Raw genomic sequence first — 20,924 nt, forward strand, 5'->3', positions numbered from 1 at the left:
CGTGTGCGGCGACGGCGCTGGCCGTTCAGACGCTCGTCGCGAACGCCATGATCTCGGGGCCGCGCTTGTTGAAGGCGCGCCCTCCGGCCAGAACTCCGATCGCGAACACGATGAGGCCCATGCCGACGCCCGCGAGCAGCGCGTAGAGGGGCCACTCGCCGCCGTCGAAGAGTCCACGGGCCGCGAAGTACAGCGCCGGCGCCGTCAGCAGAACCGAGCCGAGGAGCGAGAACGACTGCACGACGGCACCCGTCGTTCCGGATGACTGCGGCTGCTGGAACGGGCTGTCGCCGGGCGCCGAGGCGGGGTAGGGAAAGCGCGCGGAGGTGTAGCTCGAGATGCCGACACCCGTGAGCAGCAGACTCGTCGTGACGCCGATCATGGAGGGCAGGGCATCCCAGTCGCCGAAGAATGCGATCGAGATCATCGAGCCGACGATGATGAGCGGCACGCCGACGAGCAGCACGGGGAAGGTGCGACCGAGGCGGTCGGCGGCTCCGCGCACACCGGAGGCGACGTGCAGCCAGATCGCCGATGAGTCGTGCGCGAGGTCGTTGTGCAGCGACCATCCGAGGAACACGGACATGATCGGCAGGGGCAGAAGGGCGAGCGGCGCGGCCGGAACACCCGCGACGATGAGCGGCACGATCATGATGAAGGGCAGGATCGGCACCACGAGGAGCGACACGAGGTAGCGCGGGTCGCGGCCCCAGTAGGTGATGGAGCGCGCGGCGATGACGGCTCCCGGGCGGGCCGGCATGAGGTCGAACCAGCCGAGACCCGAGTAGGTGCGCACGGCCGGCGGACGGTCGGCGGTGACCTGCATGCGTGCCACGAGCGCGCTCCAGGCAAGCCAGAGCAGGCCCAGCGTGGCAAGTGCGATCACGAGCTTCAAGAACCCGGTGGATGCCTGACCCAGCGCGATATCGCCGGGCACAGCCCACACGGCACCGAACGGCGTCCAGCTGACGACATCGGCCGCGTTCGACAGCACGGGACCGCCGCCCGACGACCAGTCGACGCTCGAGAGGAAGATGGCGGCCGGAGCCACGAGGACGATGAGAACGAGCCCGACGATGGCGCTGAATTCGCGCGAACGTCGCGAGGCGAGCAGCAGCGTGGCGACCGAGGTCATGACGCGCGCGACGAGCACGCACGTGAGCACGGCGATGAGCGCCGACAGGATGGCCATGACGAGGGTGAACCCGTCGCGCGTCCAGGTCACGACCGTGAACGAACTGAGCACCGCGATGACGATCGAGGGAACGCCGATGAGCGCCGCGGCGTAGAGCCCCAGGCTGAGCACGCGGTTGGGCACGCCGAACAGCACGAACTTGCGCGGGTCGAGGGCGTCGTCGACGCCGAAGACGACGGGCAGGAGCGTGAAGCCGAGCACGACGAACGAACCGCCGATGACGAGGATGTCGCGCGCGAACTCGGTGGGAGCGACGCGCAGCGCCACGAGGCCGAAGCTCGTGAGCCAGATGATGGCGACGCCGAGACCGCCGCCCACGAGCATCCAGATCACCTGGGTGCCGCCCCGTTTCACGAGGTTGGCGTAGATCGAGAATCTTAGTCGGAGAAGCTGTGCAACCATTCCATCCCCTCCGCGGCTTTGCGCCCACCGGCGAGTTCGACGAAACGTTCTTCGAGCGTGCCCGTGCCGCGCACCTCGTCGACCGAGCCCTGTGCGAGCACCTGGCCGTTGACGATGATGGCGACGTGGTCGCACACGCGCTGGATGAGGTCCATGCCGTGGCTCGAGAGCACGACGGTGCCGCCGTGGTCGACGTACTTCTGCAGAATCTCGATGACGTTCGCCGCCGACACGGGGTCGACCGATTCGAACGGTTCGTCGAGCACGAGCATGCGCGGCGAATGGATCATGGCGGCGGCGAGGGCGACCTTCTTCGTCATGCCGGCCGAGTAGTCGGTGACGAGGCGGTGCAGGGCGTCTTCGAGTCCGAAAGCCTTGGCGAGGTCATCCACGCGGGAACGGACGGTCGCGCCGTCGATGCCGCGCAGGACGCCCGAGTAGTAGAGCAGCTGGGACCCGGTGAGCCGGTCGAAGAGACGCAGGTGGTCGGGCAGCACGCCGATGCTGCGCTTGGCGGCGTCCGGCTCCTTCCACACGTCGATGCCGTTGATGGTGATGCTGCCCGAGTCGGGGCGCAGCAGACCCGTGATCATCGACAGGGTCGTGGTCTTGCCGGCGCCGTTCGGCCCCACGATGCCGTAGAACGAGCCCGCCGATACCTCGAGGTCGATGCCATCGACCGCGACCGTGTCGCCGAAACGCTTCGAGAGTCCGCTGACGCTGAGGACGCCCGAACCGGCGGCATAACTCGGCGCGCCGGCCTTGCGGCGTTCCTCGTCAATCGAGGTCGACGCGGATGCCGAGTCGATGAGTCCGAGCGGGGTGGCGTGGGCTTCGGGCGCGTCCACGGCGATGGCGTCGATGGCGGCTTCCTGCTCCTCATCGACCTCGGCCACGGCGGAGCCCGCAGGCGCTGCAGCGGGGTCGGAGTCGTCGGTGACGGCTGTCTCGCGAGCTTCGACGAGGGACGCTTCCGAGTCAGTGTTCGCGGGCTCACCGTTTGCGCCGAAGAGAACTGCCGCGGCATCGGTGGAGTCCTCATCGCGGGGGGCGGCTCCTGAGACAGAGCTTTCTTCGACGAGCGGCGACTCGGTGTCGACCCACGAGGGGTCGGCGCCGAACGCCGCGATCTCCTCGTCGGTGAGTTCGACCTCCGGCTCGTTCGCGGCGGCAGCGCCGGGCAGCGCGTCTGCACCGGGCTGAGCAGTCTCGGACTGAGCGGCGCCGGACTGGGCGGTTTCGGCTCGAGCCGCACCGGCCGGGGTCTCGCTGAAAGCGGCCTCGGGCTGAACGGATCCGGCCGGAGTATCCGCCGCAGTGCGCGGTGCGGCGACGCTCGCGTCGGCAGCGGCCGTGTGAGCCTGGTCTACCTTGGCCTGATCTGCGCTGGCGTCCGCCAGTGCGATGAACGGCCACTTCTTCGAAAACACAACGCGGCGAGCCGGTTCTTCTGCCTGGCCCGCAGACGTGGCGCCCACCCGGGAACCCGAGCTCGACGCATCCGGGAGCTGGAGGATCTCGGTGCGGTCGTCATTCACCGACGGGCGCGGATCGTGCTGCTCGGAGCTCACCGGCGAAACGGCGGAGTCATCGGCAGGAGTCACCGTCGGAAGCAATGAGGTCGGCTGCTGCCAAACCGGCCGCGTGACATCGTCTGCAGCCGTATCGTCCCGAGCAGTATCGACCGGTGCCGGAGGCGGGCTCGATCGCCGGTACTGCGGGGTGACCGGCTCGGGCGCTGCCGCGAACAGTTCGGCCGCCTCACTCGCCGAGAGCTGCGGTTTCGGGGGCGCGGGCGGGGCCGAGGGAAGTGTGGGGGCCGGGCTCGACAGAATCGCAGTCGGCGCCGCATCGGATGCCGCCAGCACGGGTTTCTGCGGACGCTCATCGCTCGGGGCAGCGTCGGCGGCAGGAGCCGAGGAACCCGCGGGGGCCTTCGATTCAGCGGAATCGCCTGCACCGGTGACGGTCGACCCCGACGGGGCTGCGCCGCTGGAGGTCGGTGCGGCCGTCGGGTCGTCGGTGCCCGCGCTCGAGGTAGGTGCCGATGTCGCTGCTGTTTGTTTCGCTGCCGCCGCCTTCGACGTCGTGGTTTTGGCCGCCGTCGTCTTGGCCGTCGTCTTCGAGGTCGTCTTCTTCGGCGTCGTGGTTCGAGCCGTCGTCCGCTTGGCCGCCGTCGTCTGTTTCACGGCGGGATCGGCGAGTGATTCCGAGGTCGGCTCAGCGGCCGACTGAACGGCCGCTTCCTCGGTCGCCGATGCGCTCGCGCCCGTTGCCTTCGTCGCAGCACCCTTCGTCGTCGACGTCTTCGCTGCCGTCGACCGAGGGGTCGTCGTGCGAGCTGCGGTCGTCGTGCGGGGCGTCGTCGTGCGCGGCGTGGTCGTGCGCGCGGCAGGTTTGCGAGCAGGCTTCTGCGCCGCGGCGGTCGACTCAGCCTCGGTGACGGATTCACCGACGGGTGCAGCATCAGCGGATGCCGCAGCATCGGTCGTCTTCTTCGTGGTCGTACGCCGAGCCGCCGGTTTCTTCACGGCGGGCGTCGCCGGAGCGGACGGCGCTGGCGATTCCGAGCTCTGCGACGATCCGCCGTCGTCCTGCGCCTCGCTGGCTGCAGCAGACGAGCGCGAGCCCGTCGAGCTCGCCTTCTTCGTCGTGCCCGTAGCGCGTGCGGGCGTCTTGCGAGCGGGAGCCTTCTTCGCGGGAACGGCCTTCGAGGGCGTTGCGGCCGGGCTTGCGGGCTGGGCGTCACGGGAGGCCGCGCCATCCGTCACCGCGTCGACACCCTCAGCGGGCGCCGCTCCGGTACCGGCGCCGGCACCGGACACCCCGTCGACACCTGTCGAAGTAGCGGAGCGAGGGTCGTTCGGCTCGTCGGGCACGGTTTCGGTGGGGTCTGGCTCGGCGGAAGTCACCGGTCAAACCTACCAAGAACGGGGGGCAACGGCGAGGTAACGCGTGTCGGCGGAAGCGCCTGACTGGCTGGGAGAAACCCGAGTGCCGCATAACGAAATGAGCACGACTCGTCAAGACCCGTGACCCCCAAGAGGGTGCACCGCTATCGTGGAGCCTGGCATAACGAGGTGTCGTATCACTGACTTTCGGGTGAACAGCGAGAAATTCATCGCTCAGATTCCCCCGACGAAGAGTATTTTCGCCAGAGTCGTACCTCCGGGTCGCGGCTCAACCACGATGTTGAGGAGTTCACCCGTGACCACCCAAGTAGTCATTCTCGCCGCAGGAATGGGCAGCCGTCTCGGCCGCTCGCTCCCCAAGCCGCTCACGCAGCTGAGCGACGGCCGTTCGATCATGCAGCAGCAGTTCGATAACATCCGTCACGCTTTCGGCAACGACGCCAAGGTGACGATCGTTGTTGGTTACAAGCTCGACCACATCATCGAAGCCTTCCCCGACGCGTCCTACGTCTTCAATGAGCAGTACGACCAGACGAACACGTCGAAGAGCCTGCTGCGCGCTCTCGCGGCTTCGGCGCCCGGCGGCGTGTTGTGGATGAACGGCGACGTCGTGTTCGACCCGACCGCCCTCGATCGCGCGGCCGCCATGATCAAGCGCGACCAGTCGTTCGTGACCGTCAACACCGCCAAGGTCTCCGACGAAGAGGTCAAGTACACGACGAGCGCCGAAGGCTACATCCGCGAGCTGTCGAAGACCGTCGTTGGCGGCCTCGGCGAGGCCGTCGGCATCAACTACGTGTCGCGCGACGACAAGGCCAAGCTGCAGCGTCAGCTGGCTCGCGTCGACGACCAGGACTACTTTGAGCGCGGCATCGAGCTCGCCATCGAGCAGGACGCCATGCTGGTCGAGCCGGTCGACATCTCCGACCTGTACGCCGTCGAGGTCGACTTCGCCGAGGACCTCGAGCGCGCCAACCTCTTCGTCTGATTCCCTGACCGCACAGGTCACCGAGACACAGCTTTCGACCAGCCCCGGTCGTGTCGGCCCGAACGCGTCGTCCTCTTCGGAGGGCGGCGCGTTCGGCATTGGTGGCGGCGCGCAGCGCACCACGCACATCGCGGCATACGTTTGCGGATATGTTTGAGGCGTGAGTTCTCTGGCACCAGCGCGCCCCGCACGCTCCTCGTGGGGCCGATATCGTCATGCGCTGTGGCTGCTGGCGTCACGTGACCTGAAGGTGCGCTACTCGACGAGCTTCCTCGGCTACTTCTGGTCGATTCTCGACCCATTGGTCATGGCCGGCATCTACTGGTTCGTCTTCACGCAGGTTTTCCAAAGGCCGGTCGGCAGCGACCCCTACATCGTCTTCCTCCTCACGGCCCTGCTGCCGTGGACGTGGTTCAACACCACCATCAGCGAGTGCACGCGGGCCTTCACCAAAGAGGCGAAGCTCATTCGCTCGACCACGATCCCGCGCACGATCTGGGTGAACCGCCTGGTGCTGTCGAAGGGCATCGAGTTCCTCGCATCCATCCCCGTCGTCGCCGCCTTCGCGATCTTCTCGGGCGCGCACCTGTCGATCAACGCGCTGCTGATCCCCGTGGCGATCGTGTTGCAGGCCATCCTCACCATGGGTGTCGGGCTCATCATCGCCCCGCTCGTGGTGTTCTTCCGCGACCTCGAGCGGGCCACCAAGCTGGCGCTGCGGTTCCTGTTCTACGCCTCTCCCATCATCTATGGCGTCACCGATCTGCCCGAGCAGCTGCACACGCTGGCGTGGTTCAACCCGCTCAGCGGCATCTTCAGCCTCTACCGCTCGGCGTTCTTCCCCGAGCAGCTCGACCTCATCGGCGTCGCCATCGCCGCGGGCATGTCGCTCGCCATTTTCGGCATCGGCCTCTTCGTCTTCAAGCGTTCCGAGCGTTCCGTCCTGAAGGAGATCTGATGGTCGAGGCAATCGCCGTCACGGGTGTCGGCATCCGATTCCGCCGCAATCGGGGCGGGCGCCGCAGCTTCAAGGACCTCTTCGGCCGCAGCGAGCGACGCGTGCGCCCGGGCGAATTCTGGCCGCTCCGGGATGTCTCGTTTACGGTGCAGGCGGGCGAGGCCATCGGAGTCGTGGGCCGCAACGGCCAGGGCAAGTCGACCCTGCTGAAGCTCGTGGCCGGCGTCGTGCTGCCCGACGAGGGCACCGTGAAAGTCAATGGCGGCGTCGCACCCCTTATCGAGATCACCGGCGGGTTCGTCAACGATCTCACCGTGCGCGACAACGTCTACCTCACGGCGGGGCTGCACGGCATGTCCAAGGCCGAGATCGACCGCCGGTTCAGCGATATCATCGAGTTCGCCGAGATCGGTGACTTCATCCACACGCCCTACAAGCACCTGTCGAGCGGCATGAAGGTGCGCATCGCCTTCGCCGTGATCTCGCAGCTCGAAGAGCCGATCATCCTGGTCGACGAGGTGCTCGCGGTCGGCGACAAGTCGTTCAAGGAGAAGTGCTACCGCCGCATCGACGAGTTGCTGGCGGGCGGCCGCACCCTGTTCTTCGTGTCGCACAACGAAAAAGACCTGCGCCGCTTCTGCACGCGCGGCCTCTACCTCGACCGAGGCAAACTCGTTCTGGATGCTCCCATCACCGAGGTTCTCGACCGCTACAACGCCGACTACAACAGTCACTGACCCGCGTCAACGGGCACCGACATCCGGGGCGCGCCCAGCGTCGGAGCGTAAGCTGAAAAGCCGACGTGGAGGTTCACATGAGCAACGAACGTTTTTCCGATCAGCCCCTGATCGTGGGCGGCCAGAACGACCAGATGCAGCCCTCGCGTGACCCAGCCTGGGTGCGCAGCATCGACCGCGTGCTGGCCGTGCAGCGCCCCCTCATCGTGGCCTACATCAGGTCGCTGCGCCGCCGCTACCCCAGCGCCACCCCCGAGCAGCTCATCCGCGTGCTCGAGCGCCGCTACCTCACAGCCGTCACCTCGGGAGGCGCGGCCGTCGGCGCGACAGCCGTCGTCCCGGGCATCGGCACGAGCGTCACCCTGGCCCTGTCCGGCGTCGAGACCGCGGGTTTCCTCGAGTCGACGGCCATCTTCGCGCAGTCGGTGGCCGAAGTGCACGGCATCGCCGTGAGCGACCCCGAGCGTGCGCGCGCCCTCGTCATGACCCTCATGTTGGGCAAGGCCGGCACCGACCTGCTGCAGCAGTTCACCGGGCAGGCGTTCCACAACGGCCCCGCCCGCAAGGTCTACTGGGGCGAGATGATCACGTCGAGCATGCCGCAGATGGTGATGGGGCCCGTCACCGACCGCCTCAAGCGCACGTTCCTCAAGCGTTTCGCCGTCAACCAGGGCACGTCGTTCGTCGGCAAGGCCCTGCCGTTCGGCATCGGGGCCGCTATCGGCGGCGTGGGCAACCACATGATGGGCCGCCAGGTCGTGCAGGCCGCGCGAACGAACTTCGGCCCGCCGCCCGTCGTCGTGCCGCTCGAACTCGAGCCGATCCCCTTGGCCGACGGTGAGCGCAAGCAGGGGGCGCTCGCTCGCCTCACGCGCAAGCGTTCGTCCGGCAAGCACGACGACTAATCGCAGGGCCGCTGACCCGTCGCAGGCCCGCTGACCCGTCGCGAGCTGACTGTCTCGTTGCGAGCCCACAGGCCGGTCGCGCGCCCGGATCCAGACTCGAGTCCGACTAGTCGTCGGAGTCGTCGCCGTCGTCCGAGCGCCCGCTCGGCGCTGTGCGGGCCCCCGTCGAGGCCCCGAGCTGTTCGTCACCCGAGTGCACGGCCGCGTGCTCGTCCCACCGATCCATGAGTTGCTGGATGGCGGCGTGGAAGCGTGCCGTCGTGGCACCGGGCGTCGTGTCACCGAAGTAGCGCTCGACCCAGAACGCGAGCCGCTCGGCCGAGGCCGGATCGGCACGCACGGTTTCGATGCGCGAGACGATGCGCGGAGCATCCGCTGCGTTGAGCCATTCGCAGGCCGACAGATAGCCGCCCTCGTCGATCTCGGCCTCGCGTGCCACCGGCCGGGTGATGAGCAAGGGTTTGCCGCTCGCCAACCGGTCGTAGACCATGGCCGAGATGTCGACGATGGCGACATCGGCGGCCGACAACTGCCAGCCGAGCTCGGCGCCCTGGTCGAAGACGTGCTGCGCGGCGGGGTCGCGCTGGTTGGCCGCGGCCAGCAGTTCTTGGATCTCGCGGTTGGCCTGGCCGTAGGCGCGGTCGACCACGCCGCTGCGCGGGTGCGGCCGATAGATCACGCGGTGCGTGCCCGTCTCGAGCAGGCGGCGCACGAGCGTGACGCCGTGCGAGGCGATCGAACCGTAGGCGGCTGCCGCGCGGTCTCCTTCCCACGTCGGTGCATAGAGCACGACCGTGCGGTCGTCGGGCGTGTAGGGCAGCGTGCCCGAATAGTGGTCGGCCTGCGGTCGCCCGATCGGGATGGCGCGCTTGTCGAAGTCGTAATCCCACAGAACCTTCTTCAGGCGCGCGACAGCGGCGTCACCGGCGACGAGGCTGTAATCGTAGGCCTTGAACTGATTCGTGGTCATGTACATCTTGTCGCTCTCACCATGGTTGATGAAAACGTGCCAGCGCCGCCCATAACGGAACATCTGGAAGTTCTTGGCGTTCTGATTGACGTACAAAACGATGCGGATGTCTTGTTCCGCCAGCGTCTGCTCGAGGTCGGTCACGCGCCGCACGTAGGCGACCGGCAGCGGCGACTCCTCGTAGAGCGCGGTCGCGGCCGTGGGTGCCCGGCTGAGCACGACGACGGGCCACGTTTTCGCCAGCTCGGCGAGCGGTTTGTACCACTGACGGATCTGATAAAGATTGACGGCGCTATCGGCGAAGTAGACGGCGATCTTGTAGCGACCGGGCTCGAGCGGCGTGAGTTTGGAGAGGCGTTGGGAGAGTTCTGCGCGCGCACGCCGGTTGGCCAACACGTCTCTCGCGAGGGCCACCGCACGTCGAGCGTCGTTCAGCAATGGCATCTCTCCAGGCTACCGAACTTGTGCGCGGCCCGCCCCGAAACAGGGGGCAGCGAGGTCACACCTAGATAACGGGTGGGCGGCCCGCCCGGGTCATCCGCAGCACCGTGCGCCAAGACAGCGCGCGGCGGCCACCCGGGTTCTGCCGCCAGCCCTCGGCCCAGCCACGGAACCAGGCCCTGAGGTCGCCGGGCTTGCGCCACCAGCGGAGGATCTGGATGCCCGTCCACACGCCCACATAGACGAGGGCCAGCGGCACGGGCAGGTTGCGCTTGGCGAGCCACACGCGGTTGCGCGCATTGAGGCGGAAGTACTCGGTGTGCCGGGTCGGCTGCACGACGGGGTGGTTGGCCTCGAGGTCGCCCGCATACCAGGCGATGAGGCCCTGATCCCACACGCGCCAGGCCAGTTCGATGCCCTCGTGGGCGTAGAAGAATGGTGCGGCCCATCCCCCGGTGCGGTCGAAAACCGGCCGCGGCAGGAACACGGCCGCTTCGAGACACGAGAACATGACGCTCGGGTCGCGCGCGTCGCCCTTGCGCGAGCGGGGAATCCAGCGCAGCGGGGCCGGGATGCCGGTGGGATCGTCGAGACGCGGCTGGATGAGGCCGATCTCGGGCCGCTCGGTGACGAGCCGCACGCACGCGAGCAGGAAGTCGTCGTCGGGCAGCGACGCGTCGTCGTCGAGGAAGAAGATGTAGTCGCCCGAAACGGCCCGCGCCCCCGCGTTGCGCCCGGCGGGGATGCCGACGTTCTCGGGCAGGGCCAGGGCTCGGGCGCCGCCCGGCAGATCGACAGGGTTCCAGCCGTTGCCCACCACGACGATGTCGACCTCGACGTCGCGCTGGCGTTGCACCGACAGGATGCCGCGGCGCAGGTCATCCGGACGCGTGCCCTGCGTGAGCACGACCACGCCGATGCGCGGAAGCCGACCGGCGGCCCCGTCGGAGCCCTGGTTGCGCGGCACTCTAGGCCCGCACGCGGTTCGACGTGATGATGGCGAGGAAGTGCCCGAAGAGCGTGAGGATGCCGAGACCCAGCAGCAGCACGAGAACGCCGCGCATGGCCTGCAGGTCGCCGATGAACAGGCCGACGACGGCGGCCGCGAAGATGACGAAGCTCAGCTCGACCGAGTGGAACAGGCGGTGGAACGGCACGAAGCGCGCGACCTTGCGGGCCGAGGCGAGCAGCCCCGTGCGGGGTGCGGACTCGGCGCTCGTGTAGGTGAGCTTGGCGGCGCCGTAGTTGGCCCGGGCCACGCGCACCATGTCGTTGAGCGCCTTGTTCAGGATGATGACGAGCGCGAGCAGGGCGCCGAGCGTGGTCCAGAGGTAGTCCTCGGGAGCGTCGAACGGGTAACCGGCGGCACGGATGGCGAGGGCGAGAGGAATGAGCGCCTCGGTCGAGTAGTGGCCGACGGCGTCGAGGAAGGCTCCGGCGGGCGACGACGTCTTGCGCCAGCGGGCGACCTCGCCGTCGCAGCAGTCGATGAGCATCTGCAGCTGACCGAACAACACAGCGAGGAGGGGGCCCGCAAAACCGGGCACGAGCAGTGACGCCGCGACGCACCATCCGGTGATGATCATGAGACCCGTTACGCCGTTGGCCGAGATGCTCGTGCGCAGCAGCATCCAGGTGACGTAGGGCGACAGGTTGCGCAGGTAGAGCGATGCCGTCCAGTGCTCGGCGTTGCGGCGGCCGCGCACCTCGGGCGGCTGCGCGACGGCCTTCAGCTCGGCGATGGAACGCGGGCGGGCGCCCAGGTCAACCGGTCTCTCGGTCACGTGCGGCACCGCCTCTCTCGTTCGCTCGATCGGAGATGTTGCTGGCCAACGATAGATAGCCGAGCAGGAAGCCGATCCCCCAGCAGAAGTGTATACAGGGCAGCACGACCAGGAACCACAGCATCGAGCGCGCGCCGTCGGGCCGGGCGTAGACGAGGGTCGCGAGCACGACGAACACGAGGTAGAGGGCCGGGATGGCGAAGCCGAGCGTGGGCCACCAGACATCCGCCAGGGCGCCCGTGACGAGGCCGACGAGACCCACGACGAGGCCGAGCAGGACGCCCAGGACCATCACGGGCGGCGCGAAGTAGCGCAGCGAGCGGCCGCCGGGGAAGCGTCGCGTGAGTTCGCCGCGCCACAGGCCCGTCGAGAGGAATTGGCGCGCGAGTCGAGAAAAGCTCGGACGGGGGCGGTAGGTGACGCGCAAAGCGGGCGTGAACCAGACGGTGCCACCGGCGGCGCGCAGTCGGTGGTTGAGTTCCCAGTCTTGGCCGCGTTTGATGCGCTCGTCGAACATGCCGACGGCCTCGAGCGGCTCGCGCTGGAAGACGCCCAGGTAGACCGTGTCGGCCGGGCCTTCTGCCCCGCCCACGTGGTGCGGCGTGCCCCCGAGGCCCACCTTGGTGCCGTAAGCGCGGGCGACGGCGCGTTCGAAAGCCGAGATGCCCTGAGCATCCATGATTCCTCCGACGTTGGCGGCCCCCGTGCGGGCGAGCGCTTCGACGGCGATGCGGGCGTAGTCGGGCGGGAGAACCGAGTGGGCGTCGACGCGGATGACGACGGGGTAGGTCGTCGCGCGAATGGCGATGTTGAGGCCGGCCGGCGTCGAACCGACGGGGTTGGGGATGACGCGCACACGGGGATCGGTGCGGGACAGCTCTTCGACGAGCTCTGTCGTGCCGTCGATGCTCGGCCCGAGAGCGATCGCAACCTCGAAGGGGCCCTCATAATCTTGCGTGAGCAGCGAATCGACCGCTGCCCGCACGTGCGTGACGTCGTTGAGAACCGGCATCACATACGAGACGCCCGTGGCAGGCGTCGAAGCGCCCGCTGAAGAACTGTGACTCATGCTCTCCCACTACTCGGCAGACGTCATCCGCTTGAGCCTAGCAGCCGTCTCCGCACGAATGCCCGCACGCGGGGTGCGGGCATTCGTGCGGTCGAACAGTGGAAGGTCGTGCCGATGATCGGGCGGTGAGGCGGTGCGAACGGTTAGAGAACCAGCTCGCCGAGGGTCACGTCGACCGTGAAGCTCTTGCCGTCGCGAACGTAGGTGACCTCGGCTTTGCTGTTCGCGGCGAGGGCACGAACCTGGGCGGTCAGGTCGTTGGCGTCGGTGACGGGGTGGCCGTTGAAGTTCGTGACGATGTCACCCGTTTTGAGGCCGCCCTTCTCGGCCGCGCCACCGGAGCTGATGTCGCCGAGAAGCGCACCCGCCACCGTGCTGCCCGAGACCTGCGCGGCGTCGCGCACCGACGCACCGAGCAGGCCGTGGGTCGCCTTGCCGTCCTTGATGATCTCCTTGGCGATGCGCTCGGCCGTGTCGGACGGGATCGCGAACCCGACGCCGATGCTGCCGGACTGGCTGTCCGACGAGCCCGAGCCCGCCGAGGCGATGGCCACGTTGATGCCGATGAGCTTGCCGTCGCTGTCGAGCAGCGCGCCACCCGAGTTGCCGGGGTTGATCGACGCGTCGGTCTGGATGACCGCGAGCGAGATGGACGACTGAGCCTGCGTCTGCGACTGCTCCTGGCCCGGCAGCTGGAAGCCGAACGGGTTGCTCGGCTTGTCGGTGTTGCTGTCGGAGTCGCTGCCCGATTCTTCGGGCACCGCGGACGAGGCAACCGTGATGCTGCGGTTCAGCGCCGAGACGATGCCGTCGGTGACGGTTCCGGCGAGGCCGAGGGGCGCGCCGATGGCGATGGCCACGTCACCCACGTTGAGCTTGTTCGGGTCGCCGAATTCGATGGGCTCGAGGCCCGAGGCGTCGTCGAGTTTGATGACCGCGAGGTCGTAGACGGGGTCGGTGCCGACGATCTTCGCCGAGTAGATCTTGCCGTCGTTCGCCGTGACCTGGATGGTGGGCTTGGCGTTCTGGCCGTCGAGCGTGATGACGTGGTTGTTGGTCAAGACGTAGCCATCCTTGCTGAGGATGACTCCCGAACCCGTTCCTGCGCCGTCGTCGCCCTGCACGGCGATCGTCACGACGCTCGGGGATGCCTTGGCGGCCACGGCCGACGTGCGGGTGACGCTCGTGGTGTCGTTGATCGTGACCGACTGGGAGCCGTTCGACGAGCTGGCCACGGGCGTGCCCGAGCCATCGATCAGGGCGTAGGAGCCGGCACCGGCCGCGCCGCCGATGAGCGCGCCGATGGCGAGCGTGGCGACGAGCAGAGCGGCCGTGGGGCGACGCTTGGGCGCGGAAGACGACGGCTGGTGCTGCGCGGCCGGGCCGAAGGCGCCAGTGCCGTTGCCGTGGCCTCCACCGTTGTGTGAGCCGCTGCCGGCGGGCGCGCCCTGCTGCGCGTGTGCTCCGTGCTGACCGGCCTGCTGGTGCTGACCGGCCTGCTGGTGCTGACCGGCCTGCTGGTGCTGGCCGGACGCACCCGTGGCCGGGTAAGCCGCGGTCTGAGCGAAGGGGTTCGACGCGCCCTGGCGCGGAGCACCGTAGGCGGGGTAGGGCGTCGTGGGCTGGTTGGGCTGGCCGTTCTGCGGCGCACCGTAGGCTGCGTTCGCGCCGTAGCCGGCGGCGGTCGGGAACGAAGCCGGGCGCTGCGGGATGGGACCGTAGGCGCTCTGGCCCTGCTGCGCGTTCTGCGGCTGCTGCGAGCTCGGCTGCTGAGGGCTCTGCTGCGACTGAGGTGCCTGGGGCTGCGGCGCCGCGTAGCCCTGATCGGCCGGGCGGTAGCCGTCTCGCGAGTCGTTCGAGGAGAACGCCGCGGCACCGAAGTCTTCGGTGGGGGTCACGTTCGGGTTGTGCGAAGTCTGGGGCTGCTCGGCGTCGTTCGAGCGGTCGTTGTTCTCGGCTCCTGTGGCGCCGGTGGGGTTTTCGGTCATCGGTTGCTCCTTCCAAGCAGGATCAGGTTCTCGCTCGAACCTGTGCTTATTCAATGGACCGACTGGGAACTGCCCAACGCCTAGCTGGGATATCGCTACATGGCCGAATCCGGTTTCCCTCGGGCTCCAGTTTAGCGATGCCGTAGGTTTACACCAGGATCGCGGGCGGGGCTTGACCGCTCGCGAGAGACGCATGAAAGGAAGAATCCTCGGCATGGATGCTTCAGCCCCCTGGCAGCGGACCGCTCGCGCAGCAGGCCTCCTCGGGCCCACAGGCCAGCTGTCGCCGACGATCTTTGCCGAGATGAGTGCGCTCGCCTCGGCCACCGGCGCGATCAACCTGGGCCAGGGCTTTCCCGACGAAGACGGACCAGCCGAGGTGCTCGAGGCGGCGCGTCGCGCGATCGCCGACGGCGCGAACCAGTATCCGCCCGGTCGCGGCATCCCCGATCTGCGCGCGGCGATCGCCGAGCACCAGCACCGGTTCTATGGCCTGACCGTCGATCCCGAACGAGAGGTCTGCGTCACGGCGGGCGCGACCGAGGCGCTGGCTGCAACCATCCTCGCGTTCTGTGGGCCCGGCGACGAGATCGTCGTGTTCGAGCCCTATTACGACGCGTATGCCGCGCTTGCCGGGCTCTCGGGCGCGACACTCGTGCCCGTGCCGCTGCGCTTCCCCGATTTTCAGCCCGATGAGCGCGACATCCGCGCCGCCGTCAGCGATCGCACCCGGCTCATCCTCGTGAACACGCCCCATAACCCGACGGGCACGGTGTTCGGGCGCGACACTCTCGTCACGATCCTTGCCGAAGCCGAACGGGTGGATGCCCTCGTCGTGACCGACGAAGTGTATGAACACCTCACGTTCGGCGCGGCGCATGTCCCGCTCGCGACCCTGCCGGGAGCCGCTGACCGCGTCATCACGATCTCGTCGGCCGGCAAGACGTTCAGCACGACCGGGTGGAAGATCGGCTGGGTGACAGCGTCGGCGGCGCTCATCGACCCGATCGTCACGGTCAAACAGTTCCTCACCTATGTGAACGGGGCGCCGTTCCAGCCGGCCATCGCGGCCGGGCTCCGTTTGCCGGAGGCGTTCTTCGACGGGGCTGCGGCGGCGCTCGGCGAGAAACGCGACATCCTGGCGGCGGGCCTGCGGGCCGCGGGGTTCGCCGTCTCCAACCCGGCCGGCTCCTATTTCGTCATCGCCGATGCCGCGCCGCTCGGCGTCACCGATGCGGCCGACCTCTGCCGGCGGCTCCCCGAACTGGTCGGCGTCGTCGGCATCCCGGTTTCGGCTTTCGTGTCGGCCGAGCATGCCGGCGACTACCGCTCGCTCATCCGCTTCGCGTTCTGCAAGAAACGGGATGTCCTCACCGAGGCCTCCGCACGCCTCGCGCAGCTGGGCACCGCGCTCCACGACTGAGCACAGCGCCTCTGCACCCGAGGTCCGGGCCGCGCAACGCGCAGGGCCCTGTCCGGCTCGCCGACTGCTCCTACTCCCCCGGTACGACCCGGTAGCGGCGCAGCTCGAGGGCAGGGTTTCGCCTGCGAACGGCATCGAGCTCGGCCCGGTCGAGCGTCGCATCCACGACTCCGGCGTCGTCCCCCAACTCCGCCAGCACGACGCCCGCCGGGTCGACCAGCACGCTGAGCCCCACACCGGTGGGACGCGGATGGTCGGCGGCCAGCACGAAAGCGGTGTTCTCGATCGCACGAGCGCGCAGCAGAGTCATCCACTGGTCTTCTTTGCCCGGCCCCGGCACCCATTCGGCCGGCACGACCAACACGTCGACCGCCGCATCGATGAGGCGACGCGACACCTCGGGAAAACGGATGTCGTAACAGGTCTGCAGGCCGACCCGGAATGGCCCGACCTCGAAGGTCTGGGGGGCCTCGAGCGGCCCGGGCTCCACCCACTCGGACTCCCGCTGGCCGAAAGCGTCGTACAGGTGCTGCTTGCGGTAGGTGGCGACGATCTCGCCCGACGCATCGACGGCGACGAGTGTGTTCGAGAACCGATCGCCATCTTGGTGCGCCTCGACGAGCCCCACGACGACGTGGATTCCGCTGCGCGCGGCGGCGGCCCGGACATCCCGCAGGAATGGACCGTCGAGGTCCTGTGCGGCGGCCACCATGCGCCCGTCCACCGGGTTGGCAAAGTAGCTCGAGTATTCGGGGAAGACCACGAGCTGAACACCGGATGTCGCGGCCTCGGCGATCTGCGCACTCACGGTGTCGGCGTTCACCGCCGCGTCGGCCAGCGGCGCGAACTGCACGGCACGGACACGAAGGCCCGTTTCGAGCGGCTCGGACCCTGCCGTCGCGTCACTCGCACCAGACGAGGATGCCTCGGACATGGATTCCACGCGTGCGCTCTCGGTCATGCGCCCAGCCTAGTGAGCGGCCCTCGGGCAGCCAATGGTCGGTCGAATGTCGTCCCGAGCCCCGCCCGCCAGGAGGCCCGCCGGTGACGCACGAGCCCGGACACGACGAACGGGCGAGGCCCGAAGGTCCCGCCCGTTCTGGAATCGTGTCTAGCCGATGTGCGCCGGAACTAGTCCTTGCGCTTCACGCTGTTGTCGTTGGACTGCGTCTTGGTTTCGCGCGCGCCCGGCTCGGGGACGATCTGCAACCCCTGGCCGCTGTTCGCCGAGGCGGTCAGCAACTCGAGCCATTCGCGGTTAATCGTGGGCTGCCGGCCACCCGAATACTTGAAGTACATCGGGATGCTCGGCTCGACCCAGATCGCACTGCGACCATCGCCCACGCTCGGGTCGTCTCGCCAGGTGAAGAAGAAACTCTCACCCCGGCGGAGCTTGGCGCCCATGACGAGCTGCACATGCGTCAGAAGACGGTCATCGAATTCGATCTCGATGCCGGCGTTCGCATAAATCAACGAGCCCAACGGTCCTCCTAGCGTGACTCTCAGCTAGGACAGGATACTAGACGCTCTTCTTGCCGGTGATGAAGCGCAGCAGGAAGACGATGAGCGCGATGATGAGGAGCGCGAGGCCGACCCAGATGAGGAAGTTGAGCGACGACGTGACGCCACCCGTGATCAACAGGATGACGGCGACGATGGCGATGATGATAACCAGCAGGTTCATGGGGTTCTCCCTAGTTAGGCGGATGATGCTGTAGTAAGAGCCTAACGAGATGGCGCGACATCCGTGCCGCCCCGACGGCACATATTCGCGCGCACACGTGAACCGCGCGCGTTGCACGCCGAGAACGACTCTGCAACCCCTAGATGATCCCCTGAACGCAGTCGTAACGTCGGTGACGTCCAGTTCCACAAAGCTAGGAGGCTCACTTATGAGCGCAGGAGACAAGATCGGTAACGCCGCAGAAAACCTCGTCGGCAAGGCGAAGGAAGCTGCAGGCAAGGCCACCGACAACGAACGACTCGAAGCTGAAGGACACACCGACCAGGCCAAGGCCAACGCCAAGAAGGTCGGCGAAGACGTCAAGGACACCTTCAAGAGCTAGAACGAAGGATGTTGCGTCTCTGACGCCCGAGGAGGTTCCGCGATGCGGGGCCTCCTCCGTCGTTTAACCGGGGTTGCGAGCGAGCGAGGGAGGGACCCCGAGCGACTGCGCCCGAGCGCCTGAGCGCCTGTGCCTGAGTGCCTGAGCGTCTGAGCGTCAGAGCGTCAGAGCGTCTAAGCGTCTAAGCGTCTAAGCGTCTAAGCGTCAGAGCGTCAGAGCGACTGTGCGCCTGAGCGACTGAGCGACTGTGCGCCGCACACTGAGAGCGACGGAGGACGCCGCGGGTTCTCTGGCGACACGCTCCCCGGACGGATCGGGCGCGTCAGCGGTTGTTCCGCGTGCGCCCGAGAGCGCCCACGCGGGCGTCGAGCAGGCGCAGCGCCGCGAGGGTGACGGCGTCACCGAAGTCCGCGCTCGTGCGATTGAGAGTGCGCTCGGCCACGTGATCGCTGCCGTTCGGAGAGTGGAGGGCGAAGTACACGATGACACCTGCCTGGCTTTCGGGCGGGGCAGGCTGGTTGACGACCTGCAGGACGTCCGTCGTCGTGTCGCCGAACTCCGTGATCGAGACCGGGGCCGTCACCGTGCGCGGCTCGCGCGCGGCGGGCGCGGGCTCGTCGGTGCGGGCGACGACGACCGCGAGCGTGAGGTTGGCTCCCGTGACGCGCGCGGTTGCTCGGGCCATGTCCTGCGCCAGAGCGGCGTCGGCCGGACGATCGGCGTCGAGCTGCAGCACGTGCATCGATTCGTGGCCGGGGCGCGCGACGATATTCCCGGCGAACCAGGCGCCCGACGGATCGGATTGGGCCAGCTCGTGCGAGATCGCGCCGCCGTCTTCGGGCTCGGTGACCGCGATGCTGATGCGGCAACCCCGGGCGCGCTCGGAGATCGAGGCGGCGAGGGCGGCAACGGTGCGCCTCGCGCTGTCCCCGCGGCGGTCGGGCACGGTTTCGGCGAGCATGTTCTCATTGTCGCGCGGTGTCCCCCGAACGGGTAGGGATTGACAGGGATGCTCAGCTTGGCCTCGCTGAGGCATCCGGGGTTTTGCCCATGTTCAGGCGCCGTCGCCACCCATAAGCTCGGTGTAGACACCGCCGAGAACAGGGGGCGACATGGCGCGACGCACGGAGTCCGGCCGGCCGGACTCGAATGAGCGGCCCGGCGCGGGCGACTCGACCGGTTCTGCCGACAATGTGGCCAATCCCTCACGCCGGACGTTCCTGCGCGGCGCCGGGATCGCCGCGGCGTCGACCGCCGCAGCCGGGGCAGCCGTGGGCGTCGGTGCCGCCGCCGTGAACGGTGCGCCCGCGACATCCGATCGCCGTTCAGCGGTGAACCGGCCCGCATCCTCCCCCGCGCCGACCCTGCCCCCGCGCGCGGGCGGACCCGGTTTCGATCACCTCGTCGTGGTCATGTTCGAGAACCGCTCGTTCGACAACATCTTCGGCTATCTTTACGACGACCAGACGCTGCCAGAGGGACAGAAGTTCGACGGGCTGCACGGCGGCGACCACGCGAACACCGCCCCCGACGGCACGCGCGTGCCCGCGCATCCCTATACGGGTTCGACCGACCAGATCATGTCGAGCCCGCAGCCCGACCCGGGTGAGGAATACCCGCACGTCAACACGCAGCTCTTCGGAACCGTGTCGCCCGAGAGCAACCGCGCCCTGAAGGCGCAGCGCATGACGAAACCCTTCAACGCGCCCGCCGATACGTCGCGGCCCACCATGTCGGGGTTTGTCGACGACTACGTCAACAACTACCTCTCCGACCACCAGGGCGAGTTCCCCTCGGCCGACCAGTACGGCGTCGTCATGGGCTCCTTCACGCCCGACATGCTGCCCGTCTTCTCGACTCTGGCCCGTGAGTTCGCCGTCTACGACAATTGGCACTGCGCCGTGCCCTCGCAGACGTTCTGCAACCGCTCGTTCTTCCACGCGTCGACGTCGCACGGCTTCGTCACGAACCACGGGGATGGCGGCTACGGCAAGTGGCTGCGCGAGGAGAACGCCGCGCCCACGATCTTCAACCGCCTGGGCGAGGCGGGCCTCACGTGGCGCGTCTATTACGACCGCCGCCAGGTGGTGTCGATGACGGGACTCATCCACGGCCGCGCGCTCGAGCCCTTCTGGAAGAGCAACTTCCGCACCATGGAGCAGTTCTACCGCGACGTCGAGACCGGCAACCTGCCCGACTATGCGTTCATCGAACCGCGCATGGTCTATGACCACAACGACATGCATCCGCCGGTGGGGCCGTTCACCGAGACCGACTATGACGGCCGCGTGGTCACGGGCGGCGCCATTTCGGATGTCCGCGCCGGAGAACGTCTGCTGCATCAGGTTTACACGGCCGTACGTGCGAGCGCGAGCGAACGCGGGTCGAACGCGCTGAACACGCTTCTGCTCGCCACGTTCGACGAGCACGGCGGAACGTACGACCATGTTCCTCCGCCCGTTGCCACGCCGCCCGACGGGGGCGTCAGCAACGACAGCGTCGGCAGCGGCGAAGACGGCAGCGGCAGCGACACCAGCGACGGCAACCGCGGTGCCGGAGCCAGGGAGCGAGAACGTCGCCGCCCGAACGAGATGGATTTCACCTTCGACCGCCTGGGCGTGCGTGTGCCCGCCGTAGCCATCTCGGCCTACACGAAGAAGGGCAGCGTCATCAACGAGCTCATGCACCACGGTTCTGTTATCAGCACGCTCGCTGGCGCGCACGGCCTCGAACCGCTGACCGCGCGGGATGCGGGCGCGCCGACGCTGCAGAACGCCGTCATGCTCGAGGAGCCGCGCCAGGTGACGGACTGGCCGCAGACGCACCCGCAATATGTGCCCGCGAACCCCGAGGCCGATCTGCCCGACGATTCGCCGTTCCCCTTCGGTCAGGAGGAGCGCCCGCTGAGCGCACCGGGCGTCGGGCTCGTCGGGATGCTGACCGCGAGGTTCGCGCCGGGTGAGAAGATTCCCGAGACCTATGCCGAAGCGCGCGCCACGCTCGACCGTCACGGCCGCGGGTTGTTCGGCACGACCGACTAGACGCGAGAGTTCTGACGACATCCGGACAAGAAAAAGGCCCGGAAT

At 68.0% G+C, this 20,924-nt stretch carries 18 protein-coding genes; 7 read left to right on the forward strand and 11 right to left on the reverse strand.

Features of this window, described 5'->3' with window-relative positions:
• Positions 1-25 precede the first annotated feature (25 nt).
• Together ALI44B_RS04785 and ALI44B_RS16605 are read right to left on the reverse strand one after the other, a co-directional pair.
• The gene (locus ALI44B_RS04785) at positions 26-1,597 is read right to left on the reverse strand and encodes a hypothetical protein (protein WP_077053535.1); all 1,572 of its coding nucleotides are present in this window, start codon (positions 1,595-1,597) and stop codon (positions 26-28) included.
• On the reverse strand, positions 1,573-4,509 hold the full coding sequence (locus tag ALI44B_RS16605; protein ID WP_496507415.1) for an ABC transporter ATP-binding protein: 2,937 nt from the start codon (positions 4,507-4,509) through the stop codon (positions 1,573-1,575). The genes ALI44B_RS04785 and ALI44B_RS16605 overlap by 25 nt, the downstream gene beginning before the upstream one ends.
• A gap of 295 nt (positions 4,510-4,804) precedes the next feature.
• Between ALI44B_RS16605 and ALI44B_RS04795 the strand changes: the two genes are divergently transcribed.
• The 4 genes from ALI44B_RS04795 to ALI44B_RS04810 all read left to right on the forward strand — a co-directional run bounded on the left by ALI44B_RS04795 (position 4,805) and on the right by ALI44B_RS04810 (position 8,097).
• Positions 4,805-5,497: a phosphocholine cytidylyltransferase family protein gene (locus ALI44B_RS04795; protein ID WP_077053536.1), complete on the forward strand. Its 693-nt coding sequence runs from the start codon at positions 4,805-4,807 to the stop codon at positions 5,495-5,497.
• Between the two features lie 169 nt (positions 5,498-5,666).
• Positions 5,667-6,455 carry an ABC transporter permease gene (locus tag ALI44B_RS04800; RefSeq protein WP_202969365.1) on the forward strand — a complete coding sequence of 263 codons (789 nt, stop codon included), beginning with the start codon at positions 5,667-5,669 and terminating at the stop codon, positions 6,453-6,455.
• On the forward strand, positions 6,455-7,192 hold the full coding sequence (locus ALI44B_RS04805; RefSeq protein WP_077053538.1) for an ABC transporter ATP-binding protein: 738 nt from the start codon (positions 6,455-6,457) through the stop codon (positions 7,190-7,192). The genes ALI44B_RS04800 and ALI44B_RS04805 overlap by 1 nt, the downstream gene beginning before the upstream one ends.
• A 77-nt stretch (positions 7,193-7,269) precedes the next feature.
• On the forward strand, positions 7,270-8,097 hold the full coding sequence (locus ALI44B_RS04810; RefSeq protein WP_143458976.1) for a hypothetical protein: 828 nt from the start codon (positions 7,270-7,272) through the stop codon (positions 8,095-8,097).
• A 106-nt stretch (positions 8,098-8,203) separates the two neighbouring features.
• Here ALI44B_RS04810 and ALI44B_RS04815 read toward each other — a convergent pair whose 3' ends face one another.
• The 5 genes from ALI44B_RS04815 to ALI44B_RS04835 form a co-directional block, all read right to left on the reverse strand.
• Positions 8,204-9,511 (reverse strand): CDP-glycerol glycerophosphotransferase family protein, encoded by a 1,308-nt coding sequence (locus tag ALI44B_RS04815; protein ID WP_143458978.1) that lies wholly within the window; start codon positions 9,509-9,511, stop codon positions 8,204-8,206.
• 61 nt (positions 9,512-9,572) lie between these two features.
• Positions 9,573-10,475 carry a glycosyltransferase family 2 protein gene (locus tag ALI44B_RS04820; RefSeq protein ID WP_077053540.1) on the reverse strand — a complete coding sequence of 301 codons (903 nt, stop codon included), beginning with the start codon at positions 10,473-10,475 and terminating at the stop codon, positions 9,573-9,575.
• 1 nt (position 10,476) lies between these two features.
• Positions 10,477-11,292: a CDP-alcohol phosphatidyltransferase family protein gene (locus ALI44B_RS04825; protein WP_077053985.1), complete on the reverse strand. Its 816-nt coding sequence runs from the start codon at positions 11,290-11,292 to the stop codon at positions 10,477-10,479.
• On the reverse strand, positions 11,273-12,361 hold the full coding sequence (locus ALI44B_RS04830; RefSeq protein ID WP_077053541.1) for a glycosyltransferase family 2 protein: 1,089 nt from the start codon (positions 12,359-12,361) through the stop codon (positions 11,273-11,275). The genes ALI44B_RS04825 and ALI44B_RS04830 overlap by 20 nt, the downstream gene beginning before the upstream one ends.
• A gap of 143 nt (positions 12,362-12,504) precedes the next feature.
• Positions 12,505-14,349 (reverse strand): S1C family serine protease, encoded by a 1,845-nt coding sequence (locus ALI44B_RS04835; RefSeq protein ID WP_083709531.1) that lies wholly within the window; start codon positions 14,347-14,349, stop codon positions 12,505-12,507.
• A gap of 214 nt (positions 14,350-14,563) precedes the next feature.
• On the opposite strand from ALI44B_RS04835, the gene ALI44B_RS04840 reads away from it, so the two are divergent.
• Positions 14,564-15,772, forward strand: coding sequence for an aminotransferase class I/II-fold pyridoxal phosphate-dependent enzyme (locus ALI44B_RS04840; protein WP_077053542.1), 1,209 nt, complete (start codon positions 14,564-14,566; stop codon positions 15,770-15,772).
• A 70-nt stretch (positions 15,773-15,842) separates the two neighbouring features.
• Here ALI44B_RS04840 and ALI44B_RS04845 read toward each other — a convergent pair whose 3' ends face one another.
• The 3 genes from ALI44B_RS04845 to ALI44B_RS16085 form a co-directional block, all read right to left on the reverse strand.
• Complete coding sequence (locus tag ALI44B_RS04845; RefSeq protein ID WP_238592061.1) at positions 15,843-16,733, reverse strand: carbon-nitrogen hydrolase family protein; 891 nt, start codon at positions 16,731-16,733, stop codon at positions 15,843-15,845.
• A gap of 170 nt (positions 16,734-16,903) precedes the next feature.
• A complete protein-coding gene (locus ALI44B_RS04850; protein WP_077053543.1) occupies positions 16,904-17,254 on the reverse strand; it encodes a DUF7882 family protein in 351 nt (116 codons plus the stop codon).
• Positions 17,255-17,291: 37 nt separating this feature from the next.
• Positions 17,292-17,456 (reverse strand): hypothetical protein, encoded by a 165-nt coding sequence (locus ALI44B_RS16085; RefSeq protein ID WP_179100204.1) that lies wholly within the window; start codon positions 17,454-17,456, stop codon positions 17,292-17,294.
• A gap of 208 nt (positions 17,457-17,664) precedes the next feature.
• Between ALI44B_RS16085 and ALI44B_RS04855 the strand changes: the two genes are divergently transcribed.
• Positions 17,665-17,838 (forward strand): CsbD family protein, encoded by a 174-nt coding sequence (locus ALI44B_RS04855; RefSeq protein ID WP_077053544.1) that lies wholly within the window; start codon positions 17,665-17,667, stop codon positions 17,836-17,838.
• 322 nt (positions 17,839-18,160) lie between these two features.
• Here the strand turns inward: ALI44B_RS04855 and ALI44B_RS04860 are convergent, their stop codons facing one another.
• The gene (locus tag ALI44B_RS04860) at positions 18,161-18,799 is read right to left on the reverse strand and encodes a CinA family protein (RefSeq protein WP_077053545.1); all 639 of its coding nucleotides are present in this window, start codon (positions 18,797-18,799) and stop codon (positions 18,161-18,163) included.
• A gap of 151 nt (positions 18,800-18,950) precedes the next feature.
• On the opposite strand from ALI44B_RS04860, the gene ALI44B_RS04865 reads away from it, so the two are divergent.
• A complete protein-coding gene (locus ALI44B_RS04865) occupies positions 18,951-20,879 on the forward strand; it encodes an alkaline phosphatase family protein (RefSeq protein WP_083709532.1) in 1,929 nt (642 codons plus the stop codon).
• Positions 20,880-20,924 lie beyond the last annotated feature (45 nt).

Source organism: Leifsonia sp. ALI-44-B, from assembly GCF_001984125.1.
Classification (GTDB): Bacteria; Actinomycetota; Actinomycetes; order Actinomycetales; family Microbacteriaceae; genus Okibacterium.